The organism is Segatella copri (assembly GCF_026015295.1).
Taxonomy (GTDB): Bacteria; Bacteroidota; Bacteroidia; order Bacteroidales; family Bacteroidaceae; genus Prevotella; species Prevotella copri_C.
In genome coordinates this window covers 3074088-3090783 of record NZ_JAPDUW010000001.1, presented here as the reverse complement: position 1 = coordinate 3090783, position 16696 = coordinate 3074088, and the positions used below count along the sequence as shown (strand labels likewise).

Below are 16696 nucleotides of genomic sequence, written 5' to 3'. Positions count from 1 at the left end.
AGATGGAATTTACATTCAAATCCATTTCATTGGGACATATAATTAAAACTGTTTATTTGTTTCTAATAACATATTCAAATTCATCAAAATTCTCATATCCTAATTCTATTAAGACTTGGCGACTGTGTTTCCTGTCATCTTCGGTGTTGAACTTGGGGATTATGGGGAGACGAAGGATGATCTTGTCTTTATGTTTGGCATGAGTGTTGAGCCAGACAAGGTTGTCGATAACTTGCCGGTTGGGCTTACCAGTGTAGGCTTGATAGATGGCAGGATTCATGTCCTTGATGTCGATGATAAAGGAGTCAATGTATGGGGTGACTTTCTCCAAGTGATGGCGAGGTACGTTTAGACTCGTCTCCATCGTAAAGTGCCATCCCTCTGGGCATAGTTCACAAAACTCCTTTATGAATGAACTCCACAGAAGCGGTTCTCCTCCGCCAAAACAGATGCCGCCTCCTGTAGCTAAGAAGTAGAGGTTGTCCATCTCCACGTTCGCCATCAGCAGTTCTGTATCCACCTCCTGCCATACGCCGTCAGCATCAAGGCATTGGGGATTGAGACAGTATTTGCAACGAAGCGGACAACCGTGGAATGCCACAAGCGTGGTAACCCCCTCACCGTCTATCGTGAGGCGGTGGCGGTCGATGCAAATGAGTGGGGCGGTCTTCATGTTATTCTACTTTAAATGTGAAAGGAACGGTGGCATGTGATTTCACCACCTTTCCGTTTTTCTTGGCAGGAGTCCATTTCGGCATGCTTTTCAGTACTCGGATGGCTTCCTCGTCGAGGATAGGGACAAGACTTTTCTCCACCTTGATGTTGCTCAAACTTCCGTCCTTGTTGACGGTGAAACCAAGGATGACTCTGCCTATTGGCGCGCCTTCCCGACATTCTTTTGGATATTGAAGGTTGGTCTTGATGTATTGCGTCAATGCAGTCGAACCGCCTGGGAATGAAGCCTCTTCGAAAGTATCTTCTCTTTTGATGACGGGAGCCGTTCCTCTAATTCTGACTTCGGGAACGATTCCAGCCACGACTTCCCCTAAGGCACTTTCGTTGAATATTAGAGTGATGATATTGAGCTTGTCTCGGCTCATTTCAGATAGTTTGATGCTTCGGTCTATGAAGCCGATGTATTGCACGGTTATCGTGTCGTCTTGCTCCACTTCGAGAGTGAAGTTTCCATTGACATCAGTTATTGCATACTTTCCCGAAAGTTTAGCGATGACGGAGGCTCCAATAAGCGGCTCATTGTCCTCGTCGCTAATGAGATGCCCTTGAACGAAGAGCATTCCTTTCTTGCTGAGAGAATCTTTCGCTTGGAGTAGGGCGATGTCGTTGGTGGTGTATTTTTGGAACTGGATAGGGATAACCTTTTCAGACTTAGGCGGTGTCGATTTGTAATATCCCTTCTGCGTGGCGCACGATGTGGCGGATGCGGTGAGGGCGGTGATGCCCAAAGCCACTCCTGCGACCTTGATGGCTTTCCCTGCCATCTGTCGGAGGTGCAGTTCGTGTTCTAAGTCCCTCACGTCTTGCTCGCATTTCGGGCAAGTGCCCTTGCATTCGCCCTTAAAGTGGCATTCTTCGGGTGAATAACTGATTCCGTTGGCATCCGCGATCTGCTTGCGGATGGCCTTGAGCGTGTTGCAAATGTTGCGTCCTCTTGTTGCCATGATTTTTCCTTTTTTATAGTTACTGCACGTGGATGTAGACAGGAAGCGTGTATTTTGATTTCACCGCCTTGCCGTTTTGCTTGGCAGGAATCCACTTTGGCATACTTTTCACCACCCGGACGGCTTCTTTGTCAAGGTCAGAATAGACGCTTTTCTTCACTTTGATGTCATTTAGATTTCCATCTTCATTGACAATGAAACTAACGACAATTTTTCCTTGTATGCTGCAATCGCCCTGTATGTTTGGATAGCGAAAATTGTCTGCAATATATTTCATACACGCCGCTATGCCACCAGGAAATGACGCTTCCTCATCAACATTATCAAATATTTTGCTGTTATTGGTTGAGTCTGTGGCGATGGCGGATTGGACAACGGCGGTCTTGGCTCGCTTGTTCTTCTTAGATGGCTTGCTGTCCTCTTTCAGCGGCATGAATTTCTTGACGGTCACGTTTTTGATAGGCTTTGTGCGGTCGATTTCACCGTTGTACATTGTTGGGTCTATTGAGTCTTCATGCAAGGTTGTCGACAATCTTGTAAGTGTATCTTTGTCGTTTCCTTGTGGTTTCCCATCAGAACAAGCCGCCATGACGACAAGTCCTGCTGCAATACCTGCAACCTTGATAGCCTTTCCTGCGGTCTGTCTACGTCGCAACTCATGCTCCAAATCTCTCACATCTTGCTCACATTTCGGACAAGTTCCCTTGCATTCACCATTGAAATGACATTCTTCGGGTGAATAGTCAATCCCATTTGCATCCGCTATCTGCTTGCGGATAGCTTTGAGAGTGTTGCAAATATAACGTCCTCTTGCCATAGTTTATTTTTTTTATGCTTATGTCCTTTTTTGATAACAACAATTTCACCCATGAGTCCTCCACTTTCTGTCAAAGTGATAACATTGAGCTTTTCGAGGTTCATTTCAGAGAGTTTGCGTTTTCTTATCGCAGTTAAAAATGCAATAATATAGCCTATTCCAAAACAATTCTATATACTTCATATAGGCCTCTCTTTCTTTGAATTGGTTCTTTTTGAAATAAAAGAATAAATGGCATACTGGATACAAATTGGCAGGAGATTGACTATCCCCAACCAAACAAACACTATGAGGCTCAAAGATAAGGCTGCCCCATTGGTTACAACTAAGGAAATAATGCCTATCAAAAGCAACGTCACAAGACTATTCAATATTATTTGTCTTTTCAGCAAAAATTCCTTTCTAACAGATTTTGCCCAAAGCCAAGCAAGCAAAGCCATACTCAAGTTAAACAAGGAAATACAAATCGTAAGCATAATGCCCATAAAATGTCCCAAGTACAAGACCACTGCAGGAATAATATAGGCAACAAATGTAGCCACAAATACTGTGAGCAAATATTTCTTTGTATCTTTATCTCTTAGTTTCATATTACGTTCATTATATTTTACTTTGCGTTGTACAGTACAATGAAATGCTGTTTTATACTCATTTCCTGCTACAAAAATAACATTTTGTAGTGATAATCGGTTATAATCCCTTGAAAATCTACGATATTCTATCGTAATTTAGACAAAATGAAAATAGAATCTGTAAATGTGGAACTTAAATAAATGGTTTTCTAACACAGCAAGATATATGTTTGCAATGAATATTTGTTCTTTTGCCATACTCTTGAAATGACAAAACCGGATAATTGCACAGAGTTGTGGCAAATGACAACAGATGTGCTCATGAGGGCTTAATTTTTATATCTCGTCAGTTGTTTCTACCGTACAATAGAAACATCCGCCCTTAATAATGTCATAACAAACAATTTTTTCATCTGCAAAAGCGTCAAGAACTCTTTTTGAGAAAAAGACATCAGAACCTTGTGGATATAGCAAATCTTGGTTTCTATATTTCGGTGTTAGTGTGATTCGCTTTGGGAAGTAAATATCATTGTCGTTGTAAAACTCCTTTCTGTTTTGAAATACTTTACATTTTTCATTGTATATATCAATAAACTCGCACTTAGGATAAACAAATTCTGTATCTTTAATAATCGGCACAAACAAAAGATAAAAGTCAGATGCGATGCCGTCAATTTTTATTCGCTTCAGAATGTATTCTGATTTACGAACGTGTATTTGTTCAAGTACATTTTTAACTTTTGCGCTGACAACAGCCTTCAAACTTAGGCATGCAGGCGAAAAATCCATGAAATCAACATAGTCTTTCCTTTTGATAATTTGTCCCTCTATTTCATCGGGCATATTTATATATATGTCATGTTCATTCTTAAAATACATCAAAATATTCCTATTTTTCTCAGACATATAGTCCAGAAAGTCCTTTGATTTTATCTTAACAGTATGTGGCATTTCGTATCTGCCTCTGATTCTTTTATCTAACGTAAATGTTATTTGATAGTACATAATTCGTGGGGTTGTTAATGCATCATTGCTCATTTTCAATACTTATTCAAGTCCTCGAAATTGAAATCATAAATTTTATCAGCTATGGCTAAGCCCTCGATGGCACAAAACCAATCACCCTCCTTTATCTTTTGTCCAGTATTCATTACTTCATTTTTATAGTTCTGAATTTCGTCTTATTCTTAAATCCAAATACCAACAAGTTGTATTCATAGGGATAATAAATAGTGTTGTTATGCACGATATATGGCATTGGGGCATTTGTTGGCAATGACACACTTTTCTTGTTAACAGTATCTACAATTTGCTTACTAATCACCCAAGAACTCAAAAACTTTACGCTCAATTTGCAGTAGCCCGAAAAGTCTATCATGTCTGGTGCCTCGTAGTCATGTTCGAAAACTTTTTGGCTTATAGATAGCAATGTGTCTTGTACTTCTTCGTCCAGTTCACAGAACAAAGTGTCTTTGTAGCTTTTGTTGGAACATGCTCCAACAAAAAGAACACAAAAAATGAAGCATATATATTTCATAATCTTTGGTCATTTATCTTTAATCCTATTCCTTTAATCGTTTGCTCTTGCCATTGTAAGATTTGGCTAACACCTTTATCATACTCTCCTGTTTCGATGTAGCCTTTCAGTAATAGAGCATTCTCTATTTGATGCAAGAAAAGATTGCTGTCATCCCTTTTATTTAATGAGATTATTTTATCCAAGAAGTGTACTGATTTGCGATAGTATTCCAATAGATAATAGGTTAAAGCAAAATATTCATCTTGATTATTTTTTGAACCATAGTACGGATGCTTGTCAAGGAACAACAAGAAATCGTCAAAAGAATTCAGTTTATCAAACACATCAAATTCATTCAAACAGTCTTGAAGTTCTGAAATTCTATTGGAGTCCCAATATGAGCCAACTCTGTTTCCTAAGCTAAAGTTATAGGTACTAAAAGGCACATAAAGGCATTGAGCGAAATAGTTGACGAAGAATGAATTTGGGTCTATGGAATTATCCAAATAGAATCCAACCAACACCATTGCCCCAGTTTTATGAGCCAATGTATAATATGCTAATCGCCCCTTTTTCTTGAACTTATCGGGGAGATTCAACTTTCTCATGAGCTTGCTTAATTCTGATGACTTCATGTTATTATATGGTACAAAACTCCATTTTATTGTAAAATCTTTTTCTTATACTTTCCTTTCTGTATATATTTCTGTATATACTGTTTAGAAAAAGGACCTTTTATAATATCATTATTACAACATTTCAAGTTAGAACTTGCCGCTTGGATAAGCCACCAGTTCTCCTTACCTTCACCTCGTCCCAAAATGATGGCGGAATCATTCCAATATACTGTATGTAAACTATCTATTTCATGGTCTCTGTCACCAGACAACTTACATTTCAAATAATATGTTTCATGAAACTCATCGGGTGAATATATGTAGTATTCATCTACCAAATTCATTTTGGAAGATGAACAGGCCATTAGGGCAAAGCATAACACCCGATATTTATCGCCAAGACTATATGGATTAATTTATTTATTTTCATATTGTTATTCCATAATTACTTTAATCATTACGTTCTTTTTCGTCTGTAATAAGTTCTTTCATATCCACAGACAACAACTGCGCAATTTCAAGAAGTGTGGTAAGATTGGGTTGAGAGCGGTTGCATACATAAGCATTGACCGTACTGAAACTCCTTCCCAACTTCTTTGCAAGCCATGTTTGGCTTATCCCTTTGTCCTCTAAGACTGCTCTTATGCGATTTAACTTCATGTTTTTATCGTTTTTACGCTACAAAAATAACGTTTTATTTTGATAATCCATCCGAATCCATTGAATATCTGCTATATTCTTCCGTAATTTAGACAAAATAGAAATATAATCTGCAAAAATGGAACTAAGCAATTGATTTCCCAATATGGCAAGATACATATATGCGTTTATGAATATGTTCTTTTTGCCATACTCTTAAAATGACGTTACATGAAAATTACTGTTGGTAACTACTCTTTTACCTTTGCAAAGACTAATCTTAATATTTTGTAAAATCACAGCATAAAATGTTGTTTTTCAGAAATTAGATTTAACTTTGCACTCGAAATCAAAGCGTTCTTTGTATATTGCAAAGTTGTGAAAGAAAAAGAATATAGCTCGTTTCTAAATCGTTAGCAGTCATATTCTTTAAAATACTCAACTCGCTGATATTCAATAAATAAAAGAATTTACTGTGACTCCTCATGTGCCAGGAAAGCGGCTTGGTAATACCACATTTTTTGCCCAGTCTTTTGAGCGAATCCATACAACTTTGGTAGTTGGGTACTGGAAACACCCTGCCGTCTTCACTCAATCCACGGTATTTTTCCATAATTTGCTTGGGATAATCAAGCAACTTGATGTTGGCTTCCGTTCCAGTCTTCTGTCGATGGATAACGATCCATTCACCTTCATCGAAAAATTCCTTGATGTTCTCTTCCTTCAAGTTGTACAGATCAATGAAAGCGAGACCTGTAAAACAGCAGAACAGGAACAAGTCACGCACCATACTCATCTTCTTTCTTGTGATAGGTGTTTCCATCAACAGGTGAATCTCTTCTTTGCTCAGAAACTCTCTTGTGGTCTCTTCTTCCTTGTACTCATATCGTCTGAATGGGTCTTTTACGAGCCATTCATTATCTATGGCACGGAATACCATTGCACGGAGATTGCGGACAAACACCATTGCAGAATTTATCTTCAGATGCTTGTCTGTTCTGAGAAAAGTCTCGTAGTCTGTGATAAAAGGCAGCGATAACTCTTTCAGAGCAATATCCTTCACATGGTAATGCGTCTGCAAGAACTCGCCCACATAGGCACACCCGATTCTATACTTCGTGTATGTACTCAAAGATTTCATGCCAGCCTTATATTGCTTTTCCATTTCATCACGGCTTTGAGAATAGACTTTCATCAGTGTATGGCAACGATACTCCAAGCCAAGAAAGGCGTTCTTCACCTTGTCGGCAGTGACGAAGTTGTCCCTGTCCATAATCTCCTGATAATGCTTACTGATACTCACACGCATCTTGTCCAATTTGCGGTTCACTTCCAAAGCCTGCATACTCTTACCTATCATGCGTCCGCCCTTGGTGTCCCACAAATTTGGATTGGCAGTTGTCTTGCAACTGAACTGCGACTGTGTTCCGTCCACTGTGATACGTCCCATAACTGGAACAGTACCATCTTTCTTTACTACCTGTCTTTTGAGGTAGAAGATAATTGAAAATGTACTCTTCATAACGTCATTCTTTTTTGCGTTCAAAATTAATACATGAAGAGTCTTTTCTTGCTACGCATTTCACGGCAGAACACGGCAAATTTGGTTCGTAACCAAAAATCTTACGTTACTCATCAGTAACTCACTATAAATCAGAGTATTCAAATTCAATTCGTAACCTTCCTCATTCTTCCGAACCTTAACATTCCTCATTTGGGGTATAGGTTACGGATAGGTAACGTTCCTCTGTCTCATCTTGTCGTATTCCCGTCTTCGTCTGTCCTCGCCACTTTTAACCAAAATGAGGAAAGTAACTGATAACCAGTAAACTTTCCTCATTCTTCTCTCAAACACTTTTTATATGTACTTTCAGAGCGGAAAACTATGAGTTGCGGGGCAGAAAACTATGAGTAAGTTTTGTTAACGGGAGGAAAAACAACAAGGCGATACTCTTCTCTTATAGGAAGAATATCGCCTCGTTGCCTTCATTGAAAAGGAGGTCAAGGATGCTCATATTGGGCAGAAAGCCGTATTTCTGCTCGTAAACCTGGTAATAGCGCTTCGACTCGAATTCGGGGTCAGGGAGCGGTTTCTTGGGGCGAATTGCATCGCGGAAATCCTTGATTGGAGTGTTGAGTGTTGAATGTTGAATGTTGAATTGGGCTTGCGCCTCAGGGCTATCGAATTGGCTTTCCCTTCGGTCGCCGAACGTTGTTTCTTCACTCTTCACTCTTCGTTCTTCACTTTCTATGCTCTTCACTTTTCGTTCTTCACTTAAAACGTATTCGTCAGTGACGCTTATCTTCGGACGGATGTCGAGGAGCTCTATCATCTTCGCGGTTGTCTCCATGTTGAAATCGAAGAGGAACTCGTATTTCTTCTCGTAGAAGGGGCGGATGTCGTCCTGATAATACTCGAAGAAAGGGCTCTCGCCATAGGCGGAAAGGAGCGCATTCCAGTGGACGTGGCGCCAGTTGGCGTGGTCGGAGATGCGGATGTCCTTCATCGACAGGGAGATGTCGTGATTGGTGGGGATGGTGAGCGCAAGAGGGCCGTTGGTGGTAGGGATGATCATACGGTTACGATAGGTTTGCTTGATAAAGCTCTCGTGGCGCTCTATCAGGCATTCATCGTAGCGGTTCAGCTTCTGGTACCACTGGATGGGGCCGAAATATGTGGAAGAAAGAAGGGCTTTCAATTTCTGCTTTGTTATGAAGGGTTAATGATGAAGAGGGGGACGAGCGATGGAATCGCTCGGAACGGGGGCAGACGGGGGACAAGCTTCCGAAGGCGCGAGGAAGCTAGAACAGCTTATGGGCTTTGCCTATCATCTGGTGCTTATGAACGAGCTGCTGGCCGGTTGGCGTCTTCAAGAGATAGAAGCGGCAATCCTTGCAGCCGCAGCGCTTGCAGCATACGGTTGGGATGACGAACTGCACGGTGTCGATGCGCAGCGTATCGCCCGGAAGCTTCTCTATCCTGCCTATGAAATGAGACTCGAAGACGCGCTTGCGGCGCTGGTTCTTGGGCTGGTAAACCACCGTATCGGTGAAAACAACCACATCGCCACGCCCGAAATTTTCGCAGTCAATCCTGTTCACTATCACCCGGTTGCCTGCCTTCAGCTGGGGCGGAAGCCCACCCTGAGGCACCGAGAAGATAGTGAAAACATAGGTGCGCACTGCCCAAGCCAGGAGCAGCGACAACACCAATGCTATTAGGAATTTGACGGCAGTCTTCAATTCTTATTTCTTTTTCTTACTTAATATTGTCTACAAAAGTGAAGAGGCGATTCCAACGAATGCCCGAGAAGCCCGGATGATCTGGGCTGTGGCTCCACCAGATGAAGATAGGCTTGCCCACGATGTGGTCCTCAGGCACGAAACCCCAGTAGCGGCTGTCGGCTGAGTTGTGGCGGTTGTCGCCCATCATCCAGTAGTAGTCGAGCTTGAAGGTGTAGCTCTTCGCCAGCTTGCCGTTGATGAAGATGCGTCCGGCGTTGTCTACCTTCAGGTCGTTGCCCTCGTAAACCTTGATGCAGCGCTCGTATACAGGCAGATTCTTCAGCGTAAGAGCGATGCTCTCGCCCTTCTTCGGAATCCAAACCGGGCCGTAATTATCTCTTGTCCAGCCGGTATAGGCGTTGAGCGGATAGAGGTCGCCATAGGTTGCATCCGTATTGATAGAGATGCTCTCTACGAGGTTTCTGTTCGCCTTCAGCGCCAGATAAGCCTTCTTGGTGAGCGGAATCACGCCACTCTGATTATACATCAGCAGGTCTTCGTTGGTGATTCCCAGCTCATCGGCAAGGTCGATTGGGAACTCGCCCTTGAGCTTCATCTTATAAGTATACTGCACGTTATCAGGCTCCTTGTTTGCCTTTCCGTTCAGATAAACGATGCGGTTCTTGATCTGCAGGGTCTGACCAGGCAAGCCCACGCAGCGCTTTACATAGTTCTCGCGGCGGTCGGTAGGACGGCTGATGATGTCGCCATATTCGCCCGGCATGCTGCTGATGTAGTTGCGGCCAGTAGCATAAACCTGCTCAAAATAGTGGCGCTGCTGCAATGGGTTCATCGCGCGCACATCCTTTTCCTGTCCGTTCTGCTGCATCAGCTGGTCGCCGATGCTGTAAACCATCTGGTAGTAATCATTCGCCTGATAGCGCTCCTCATTGACGAGCGTATCGCCTGCAGGATAGTTGAACACCACGATGTCGTTGAGCTTCACGTTGCCCAAACCCTTCACGCGGCGGTAATCCCAGTGAGGCCACTCTATGTAGCTCTTCACGTTGACCAGCGGCATGGTGTGCTGGGTGAGCGGCATGGTGAGCGGAGTTTCAGGAATGCGAGGTCCGTAGCTTACCTTGCTCACGAAGAGATAATCGCCCGTAAGGAGACTCTTTTCGAGAGAGGAAGACGGAATGACGTAGTTCTGGAAGAAGAAGAGGTTGATGAAATAAACCGCTACGAGAGCAAACACCAGCGCATCTACCCAGCTCATGATGAAACGGATAGGACCTTCCTCATCCTTCCACCACTGCCAGTGAATCTTCTTGGTGATGTAAACATCGAAGATGAACGGAACCACAATGAGTCCCAGCCAGCTTTCTACCCAAACCAGAAAGAGAAGATAGAGGGCGAGAACCACTGCGAACTTCGCCCACTGTACCTTCATATTGAGTTTTTGTTTCTGCTTGTCTATCATAACTTCTGCTTAGAACTTAAATAAATCTGATGTGGTGAGCAAGCCGGAATGGTTGGCTGTGAACTCAGCTGCGAGAACGGCTCCCAGGGCGAAACCCTTGCGTGAGTGGGCACTGTGCTCGATGGTAATCATATCAGCATCGCTGTCATACATCACGGCGTGGATTCCCGGAACCTCGCCATCGCGCACGCAGTTGATAACCAAATCCTCATCGGTGATGTTTGCATCTCCCTCATCGTGATGACCATCCTCTGTCCAATAAGTAACGCCACGCTTCCAGTCCTTCTTTCTGTCGATGTTGTCGATGATTTCCTCGGCAAGGGTGATGGCTGTACCTGATGGCGCATCAAGCTTGTGCACGTGGTGGGTTTCCTGCATGCATACAGAGTACTGTGGGAAACCATTCATGATTTTAGCCAGATAGCGGTTTACGGCAGAGAAGATAGCCACACCGATGCTGAAGTTAGACGCCCAGAAGAGGGTCTGCTTACCGTCGGCGCAGAGCTTCTCCACGTCTTCCTTATGGTCTTTCATCCAACCTGTAGAACCTGAAACCACCTTCACGTTGTGAGAGAAAGCCTTCAGATAGTTGCCGTAGGCGGCAGTAGGGTTGGTAAACTCAATGGCAACATCGGCAGAGCAGAACTCCGGGCTGTCGATGTCTTGAGGGTTATTCACGTCAATCTTACAAACGATTTCGTGGCCACGCTGCAGGGCGATCTCCTCGATCATGTGTCCCATCTTTCCGTAGCCGATCAAAGCAATTTTCATCTTTATCTATTTTTTATTTGTTCTTACTTTTTGTTCTATTCGGCAAAAAAAATGCAAATGAGCGCAATGAAAGCTTGCTTTCAAATTGCCGAGTGCAGCTTTTTTTATGCAAAAATACACATTTTTCTTCGAAAAACCTTGAAAAATCCTTGTTATTATAATAATAAATAGAAAATTTTGGTTATTTTTGCAGTGATTTAAGGCTTTTAGCCTCATTTAGTAACTAAAAAAGAGAAAATTATGAGCAGATATATTTTTGAGACGAAGATGGAAGTAAGGGATTATGAGTGCGATATTGAGGGCATCGTGAACAATGCCAACTATCTGCACTACATGGAACATACCCGCCATCTCTTTCTGAAGGAATGCGGCCTCAGCTTTGCCGAAATGCACAACAAAGGCGTGGATGCTGTGGTGGCGAGAATGAACCTGCAGTACAAGGTTCCGCTGCAATGCGATGATGAATTCTTCTCGCGTCTGTGGCTGGAGAAGCAGGGCGTAAGATATGTTTTCCATCAGGACATCTTCCGTGCCAAGGACGAGAAACTCTGCCTCAAGGCAACCGTAGAACTCGTCTGCCTCATCAACGGAAAGCTGGGCAACAGCGAGGACTACGACAAGGCATTCGAGAAATACTTCTCTCCTCAGGGTTAACAGGTTAACAGTTAACAGCTGATTTTTCAATACCCCTTCCGCACACGAGCGAAGAACTTGCGTTCCGAAAGAGGCAATCCTATAAACCATAAAAGCCGAAACAACATGGAGCAACTCCTTCATTATGTGTGGAAGCACAAGCTCTTCCCACTCTCTCCACTCACCACCACCTGGCACCAGGCTGTGGAAGTAATTGACCCCGGACTGCACAACCGCAACGCAGGGCCCGATTTCTTCAATGCCAAAATCAAACTCAACGGAACCCTATGGGTGGGAAACGTGGAGATTCATGACAAGGCAAGCGACTGGTATGTGCACGGACATGATAAGGATGAACGCTACGACAACGTTATCCTGCACGTTTGCGGAACCATCGATGTAGAGGCAAAGAACTCGAAAGGCGAACCCCTCGTGCAGTTGCAGCTCGACATTCCCGACAACGTATCGAAACATTATCAGGAGCTGCTGAGCATCGACCAGTATCCTCCCTGCTACCAGATTATCCCATCGCTCACCCGCCTCACCGTGCACAGTTGGATGAGCGCCCTGCAAACCGAGCGCTTATCGCAGAAAACCGATGCGATAGAGGCGCGCGTGAAGCAATGTAACGGCGATTGGGAAAACGCCTACTTCGTGACCCTGGCGCGCAACTACGGGTTCGGAATCAACGGCGACGCCTTCGAGCAGTGGGCTTACCATCTGCCGCTGAGGGCCGTAGACCATCACCGCGACGACCTCTTCCAGATAGAAGCCATCTTCCTGGGGCAAGCCGGACTGCTGGAACTGAACACCATTCCCGAAAGATATCAGAAAGACGCGCTGAACGACGGGTATTTCTCCCGGTTGAGGAACGAATATCTCTATCTCTCGCATAAATTCTCGCTGCAACCGATGGATTACAAGCAGTGGCGCTTCCTGCGCCTGCGTCCGCAGAACTTCCCTCACATCCGCATCTCGCAGTTAGCCAATCTTTATTATAACCGCCGTGCGGGGCTGAGCCAGCTGCTCGAGGCAAGCACGGTGAAGGAGGCAAAGCAGGTGCTCTCAACCAGCGTTACGGAGTATTGGGAAACCCATTATACCTTCGGCAGCACGAGCATCCGTAACGAGAAGCACCTCTCCCCTTTCTCGCTCAATCTGCTCATCATCAACACCGTGGTTCCCATCCTCTTTGCCTATGGAAGGCACCGGGGCGAGGAGAAATACTGCGACCGCGCCTTCGACTTCCTGGAGGAGCTGAAGGCCGAGAATAACCACATAGTAAGGATGTGGAAGGAATGCGGCCTGCCGGTGGAGAACGCCGGGGATAGCCAGGCGCTCATACAGCTGAAGAAGGAATACTGCGACAGGAAGGAATGCCTTCGCTGTCGCATCGGTTACGAATACTTGAAGAGATAAAAGATAAAAATTATGGCTGATCAACAGGAAATACTGAACACCATCCTCCTGACAAGGCTCAATTACTTCAGCCTGGCAGGAATGCTGGAGCTATACAGAAAGGTAGGCTCCGCTACGCTCATCCTGGAGCACAAGAACAACCTAAGAGACATCCTCCCCGATGCCTCGGATAAACTCGTGAGCGCTATCCAGAACTGCGAAGAAGCCCGAAAACGCGCTGAGGAAGAACTGGAGTACGACATACGCTACGGAATAGAACCCATTCCGATGAACGACGACCGCTATCCGCAACGCCTCAAGGATTGCGATGACGCACCCCTCATCCTCTTTTATAAAGGCAACGCCAACCTCAACCAGCAGCGCGTCATCAACATCGTAGGAACCCGCCACTGCACGCCTTACGGCGAAGACCTCATCCGCCGCTTCATCACCGACCTGAAGCAGCTTTCGCCCAACGTGCTCATCATAAGCGGACTTGCCTACGGAGTGGATATCGTGGCGCACCGCCAGGCACTCGCCAGCGGCTACGAAACCATAGGTGTGCTGGCGCATGGCTTGGATGATCTCTATCCTCGTCAGCACCGGGAAACGGCGGCAAGAATGATAGAACAGGGCGGACTGCTCACAGAATTCCTTACCCGTACAAACGCTGATAAGATAAACTTCGTGCGCCGCAACCGCATCGTAGCGGGAATGTCGGATGCCTGCATCCTGATAGAGAGCGCAGCTCACGGCGGCGGCCTCATCACCTGCGATATTTCGCAATCCTACGGTAGGGACGTCTTCACCTTCCCGGGCAGGATAGGCGACCACTACAGCGAAGGCTGCAACAACCTGATACGCAACAACGGCGCCACGCTCATCACCTGTGCCGAGGATTTCGTGAAGGACATGCGCTGGCAGGATGACGCCACCCTGATGCGAGCCAAGCAGCAAGGCATCGAGCGCAGCCTCTTTCCCGAGTTATCGCCCGAGGAGCAACTCATCGTAGAAGTCCTCTCCAAGACCAACGACCTGCAAGTGAATCTCATCTCCGTAAAGACGAATATCGACATTTCTCGCCTCACTTCCCTCCTCTTCACATTGGAGATGAAGGGAGTCATCAAGACCTTTGCAGGGGGAATGTATCATCTTTTGAAGTAGTATTTTCTTTATTTTCAGAAAAAAGCAGTAACTTTGCAGCCGCAAAAAAGAAGATATACATCATAGGAATAAGAAGATTTCACTCGAAACTCATGAAAATAGGTAATATAGAATTTGGGCCTCAGCCCCTCTTCCTCGCTCCGATGGAAGACGTAACAGATATTGGTTTTCGCATGCTCTGCAAGCGATTCGGAGCCGCCATGGTTTATACTGAGTTCGTATCGGCGGAAGCCCTGGTGCGAAGCATCAAGAGCACCGTCAGCAAACTTACGATAAGTGATGAAGAGCGCCCTGTGGGCATTCAGATTTACGGCAGAACCACAGAGGATATGGTGGAAGCTGCAAAAATCGTAGAACAGGCGAAGCCGGATGTGATTGATATCAACTTCGGTTGCCCGGTAAAGAAGGTTGCCGGAAAGGGTGCAGGAGCCGGAATGCTCCGAAATATCCCATTGATGCTGGATATTACAAGAGAAGTGGTAAAGGCGGTAAACGTGCCGGTAACTGTGAAAACCCGATTGGGATGGGATTGCGAGAACCTCATCATCACCGACCTTGCCGAGCAGCTACAGGATTGCGGAATACAGGCGCTTACCATCCACGGCAGAACCCGTAGCCAGATGTACACCGGAGAAGCCGACTGGAGCCTCATCGGAGAGGTGAAGAACAATCCCCGCATCCATATTCCTATCATCGGCAACGGCGACATTACGACCCCGGAGGAAGCCAAGCTTGCCTTCGAAAGATACGGCGTAGATGCGGTGATGATTGGCCGCGCCACCTTCGGAAGGCCATGGATTTTCAAGGAAATACGTGATTATCTGGATAATACAGGCGCAACTCCATTAACCGTGGATGAGAAAATTGACCTCCTGGAGGAGCAGCTGCGCATCAACGTGGAGCGCATCGACGAGTACAGAGGCATTCTCCACACCCGTCGCCACCTTGCTGCCTCCCCTATCTTCAAAGGCATTCCCGATTTTCGCCAGACGAGAATCGCCATGCTGAGAGCCACTACCGTGGAGGAACTGAAAGAGATATTGAAAGAATGCCGAGAGAGAATCAAGGCGATAGAAATCTAGACTTGCTTGCGGCGGATGGCAAATCCGCCGAAACCATAAGATAAGTAAAGGGAGACTCCAACGATGATGGTTGAAATCTCCTTTTTTTATTCGCAGTTAACAGGTTAACAGTTAACAGCTGTTTTTTTATACTTTTCCCTTAAAACTGGAGGATATTACTTCTTCAATATTGAAGCACCTTCGAGCAGGGCTAATGCCTTGTTCTCGTTCTCCTCCATGATTTCTCGCTCTCCCGGACCCTTGTCGTTGATTCCGCAGAGGTGCAGGATGCCATGGATGATGACGCGGTGAAGCTCATCATCGTAGGTCTTGCCAAACAGCTCGGCATTGGTGCGGACCGTATCGAGCGAAATCACGATGTCGCCGTTAATCACATCATCCTCATCGTAATCGAAGGTGATGACATCGGTATAGTAATCATGCCCCAGATACTCGTTGTTCACTTCGAGAATCTTCTCGTCATCTACAAACATATAGCCAATCTCACCCACCTTGCGGCCATGAGAGGCAGCTACCTTGCGAATCCAGGCACTCGTATCACGCTTCTTGATCTTTGGCATTTTCACGCCGTCTACATTGTATGTTATCATACGCTTCTTCCTCCTATTTTTTATTTTATTTTTGGTAAAAATTCATCTACTTCTCTTCCGAAGAATCTCAATTCCCTAACCAGCGTTGAGCTGATGCTGCTGTATCTTGGGTCAGAAAACAGCAGGATGGTTTCTACGCCGCCCAACTGCTTATTGATGTCAGCCTGCTCTCTTTCGTACTCGAAATCCTTGGCAGAACGGACGCCACGAACCAGAAACCTGGCTCCCAGGCGATGCGCCAAATCGATGGTGAGATCATCGTAAGAAACCACCTCCAGGCGATAACCCTTAGATGCATCCTCCGCATCCACCAACTCCGAACATTCCTTCGGAAAAACAGCCTTGATATCCTCCACACGCTTCGAGATTTCCTCGCTGGCGTGCTTCAGCTTGCTCACCGCCACTGCAATCACGAGCTTGTCGAACATCGGCAAGGCACGCTCGGCAATGTTCTGATGTCCTATCGTAAATGGGTCGAATGTACCCGTAAATATTCCTATCTTCATG

At 45.3% G+C, this 16696-nt stretch carries 19 protein-coding genes; 4 read left to right on the top strand and 15 right to left on the bottom strand.

Going from position 1 to position 16696, the window contains the following annotated elements; all coding sequences use genetic code 11:
• Window positions 1-52: 52 nt before the first annotated feature.
• The 13 genes from ONT18_RS13000 to dapB all read right to left on the bottom strand — a co-directional run bounded on the left by ONT18_RS13000 (window position 53) and on the right by dapB (window position 11322).
• Window positions 53-673 carry a radical SAM protein gene (locus ONT18_RS13000; RefSeq protein WP_094881917.1) on the bottom strand — a complete coding sequence of 207 codons (621 nt, stop codon included), beginning with the start codon at window positions 671-673 and terminating at the stop codon, window positions 53-55.
• Between the two features lies 1 nt (window position 674).
• A complete protein-coding gene (locus ONT18_RS12995; RefSeq protein ID WP_264905897.1) occupies window positions 675-1679 on the bottom strand; it encodes an energy transducer TonB in 1005 nt (334 codons plus the stop codon).
• 19 nt (window positions 1680-1698) lie between these two features.
• Window positions 1699-2496, bottom strand: a complete 798-nt coding sequence (locus tag ONT18_RS12990; protein WP_254953972.1) for an energy transducer TonB — start codon at window positions 2494-2496, stop codon at window positions 1699-1701.
• A gap of 179 nt (window positions 2497-2675) precedes the next feature.
• Window positions 2676-3086 (bottom strand): hypothetical protein, encoded by a 411-nt coding sequence (locus tag ONT18_RS12985; protein ID WP_217318748.1) that lies wholly within the window; start codon window positions 3084-3086, stop codon window positions 2676-2678.
• A 318-nt stretch (window positions 3087-3404) separates the two neighbouring features.
• Window positions 3405-4106: a hypothetical protein gene (locus ONT18_RS12980; RefSeq protein WP_264905893.1), complete on the bottom strand. Its 702-nt coding sequence runs from the start codon at window positions 4104-4106 to the stop codon at window positions 3405-3407.
• Between the two features lie 495 nt (window positions 4107-4601).
• Window positions 4602-5222 (bottom strand): hypothetical protein, encoded by a 621-nt coding sequence (locus tag ONT18_RS12975; protein ID WP_264905892.1) that lies wholly within the window; start codon window positions 5220-5222, stop codon window positions 4602-4604.
• Window positions 5223-5248: 26 nt separating this feature from the next.
• Window positions 5249-5542: a hypothetical protein gene (locus tag ONT18_RS12970; protein WP_264905891.1), complete on the bottom strand. Its 294-nt coding sequence runs from the start codon at window positions 5540-5542 to the stop codon at window positions 5249-5251.
• 112 nt (window positions 5543-5654) lie between these two features.
• Window positions 5655-5864, bottom strand: coding sequence for a helix-turn-helix domain-containing protein (locus tag ONT18_RS12965; protein WP_118081975.1), 210 nt, complete (start codon window positions 5862-5864; stop codon window positions 5655-5657).
• 328 nt (window positions 5865-6192) lie between these two features.
• Window positions 6193-7365, bottom strand: coding sequence for a site-specific integrase (locus ONT18_RS12960; RefSeq protein ID WP_367398934.1), 1173 nt, complete (start codon window positions 7363-7365; stop codon window positions 6193-6195).
• Between the two features lie 436 nt (window positions 7366-7801).
• Window positions 7802-8542 (bottom strand): WbqC family protein, encoded by a 741-nt coding sequence (locus tag ONT18_RS12955; protein WP_264905890.1) that lies wholly within the window; start codon window positions 8540-8542, stop codon window positions 7802-7804.
• A gap of 103 nt (window positions 8543-8645) precedes the next feature.
• Entirely contained in the window at window positions 8646-9086 is a 441-nt protein-coding gene (locus ONT18_RS12950; RefSeq protein WP_151201770.1) for a S26 family signal peptidase, read from the bottom strand.
• A gap of 16 nt (window positions 9087-9102) precedes the next feature.
• Window positions 9103-10551, bottom strand: a complete 1449-nt coding sequence (locus ONT18_RS12945) for a S26 family signal peptidase (RefSeq protein WP_264905889.1) — start codon at window positions 10549-10551, stop codon at window positions 9103-9105.
• A gap of 9 nt (window positions 10552-10560) precedes the next feature.
• On the bottom strand, window positions 10561-11322 hold the full coding sequence (gene dapB / locus ONT18_RS12940; protein ID WP_006848940.1) for a 4-hydroxy-tetrahydrodipicolinate reductase: 762 nt from the start codon (window positions 11320-11322) through the stop codon (window positions 10561-10563).
• Between the two features lie 240 nt (window positions 11323-11562).
• Here dapB and ONT18_RS12935 point away from each other — a divergent pair, with 240 nt between their 5' ends.
• From ONT18_RS12935 to dusB, 4 genes are all read left to right on the top strand, one after another.
• Window positions 11563-11976 (top strand): acyl-CoA thioesterase, encoded by a 414-nt coding sequence (locus tag ONT18_RS12935; protein ID WP_022122009.1) that lies wholly within the window; start codon window positions 11563-11565, stop codon window positions 11974-11976.
• A gap of 105 nt (window positions 11977-12081) precedes the next feature.
• The gene (locus ONT18_RS12930; RefSeq protein ID WP_153083088.1) at window positions 12082-13374 is read left to right on the top strand and encodes a DUF2851 family protein; all 1293 of its coding nucleotides are present in this window, start codon (window positions 12082-12084) and stop codon (window positions 13372-13374) included.
• Window positions 13375-13386: 12 nt separating this feature from the next.
• On the top strand, window positions 13387-14517 hold the full coding sequence (dprA, locus tag ONT18_RS12925) for a DNA-processing protein DprA (RefSeq protein WP_264905888.1): 1131 nt from the start codon (window positions 13387-13389) through the stop codon (window positions 14515-14517).
• A 92-nt stretch (window positions 14518-14609) separates the two neighbouring features.
• The gene (dusB, locus tag ONT18_RS12920) at window positions 14610-15599 is read left to right on the top strand and encodes a tRNA dihydrouridine synthase DusB (RefSeq protein WP_118065879.1); all 990 of its coding nucleotides are present in this window, start codon (window positions 14610-14612) and stop codon (window positions 15597-15599) included.
• Window positions 15600-15754: 155 nt separating this feature from the next.
• Here the strand turns inward: dusB and ybeY are convergent, their stop codons facing one another.
• Window positions 15755-16189 carry an rRNA maturation RNase YbeY gene (ybeY, locus tag ONT18_RS12915; protein WP_264905887.1) on the bottom strand — a complete coding sequence of 145 codons (435 nt, stop codon included), beginning with the start codon at window positions 16187-16189 and terminating at the stop codon, window positions 15755-15757.
• Between the two features lie 20 nt (window positions 16190-16209).
• Window positions 16210-16695, bottom strand: coding sequence for a pantetheine-phosphate adenylyltransferase (gene coaD / locus ONT18_RS12910; protein ID WP_006848932.1), 486 nt, complete (start codon window positions 16693-16695; stop codon window positions 16210-16212).
• Window position 16696 lies beyond the last annotated feature (1 nt).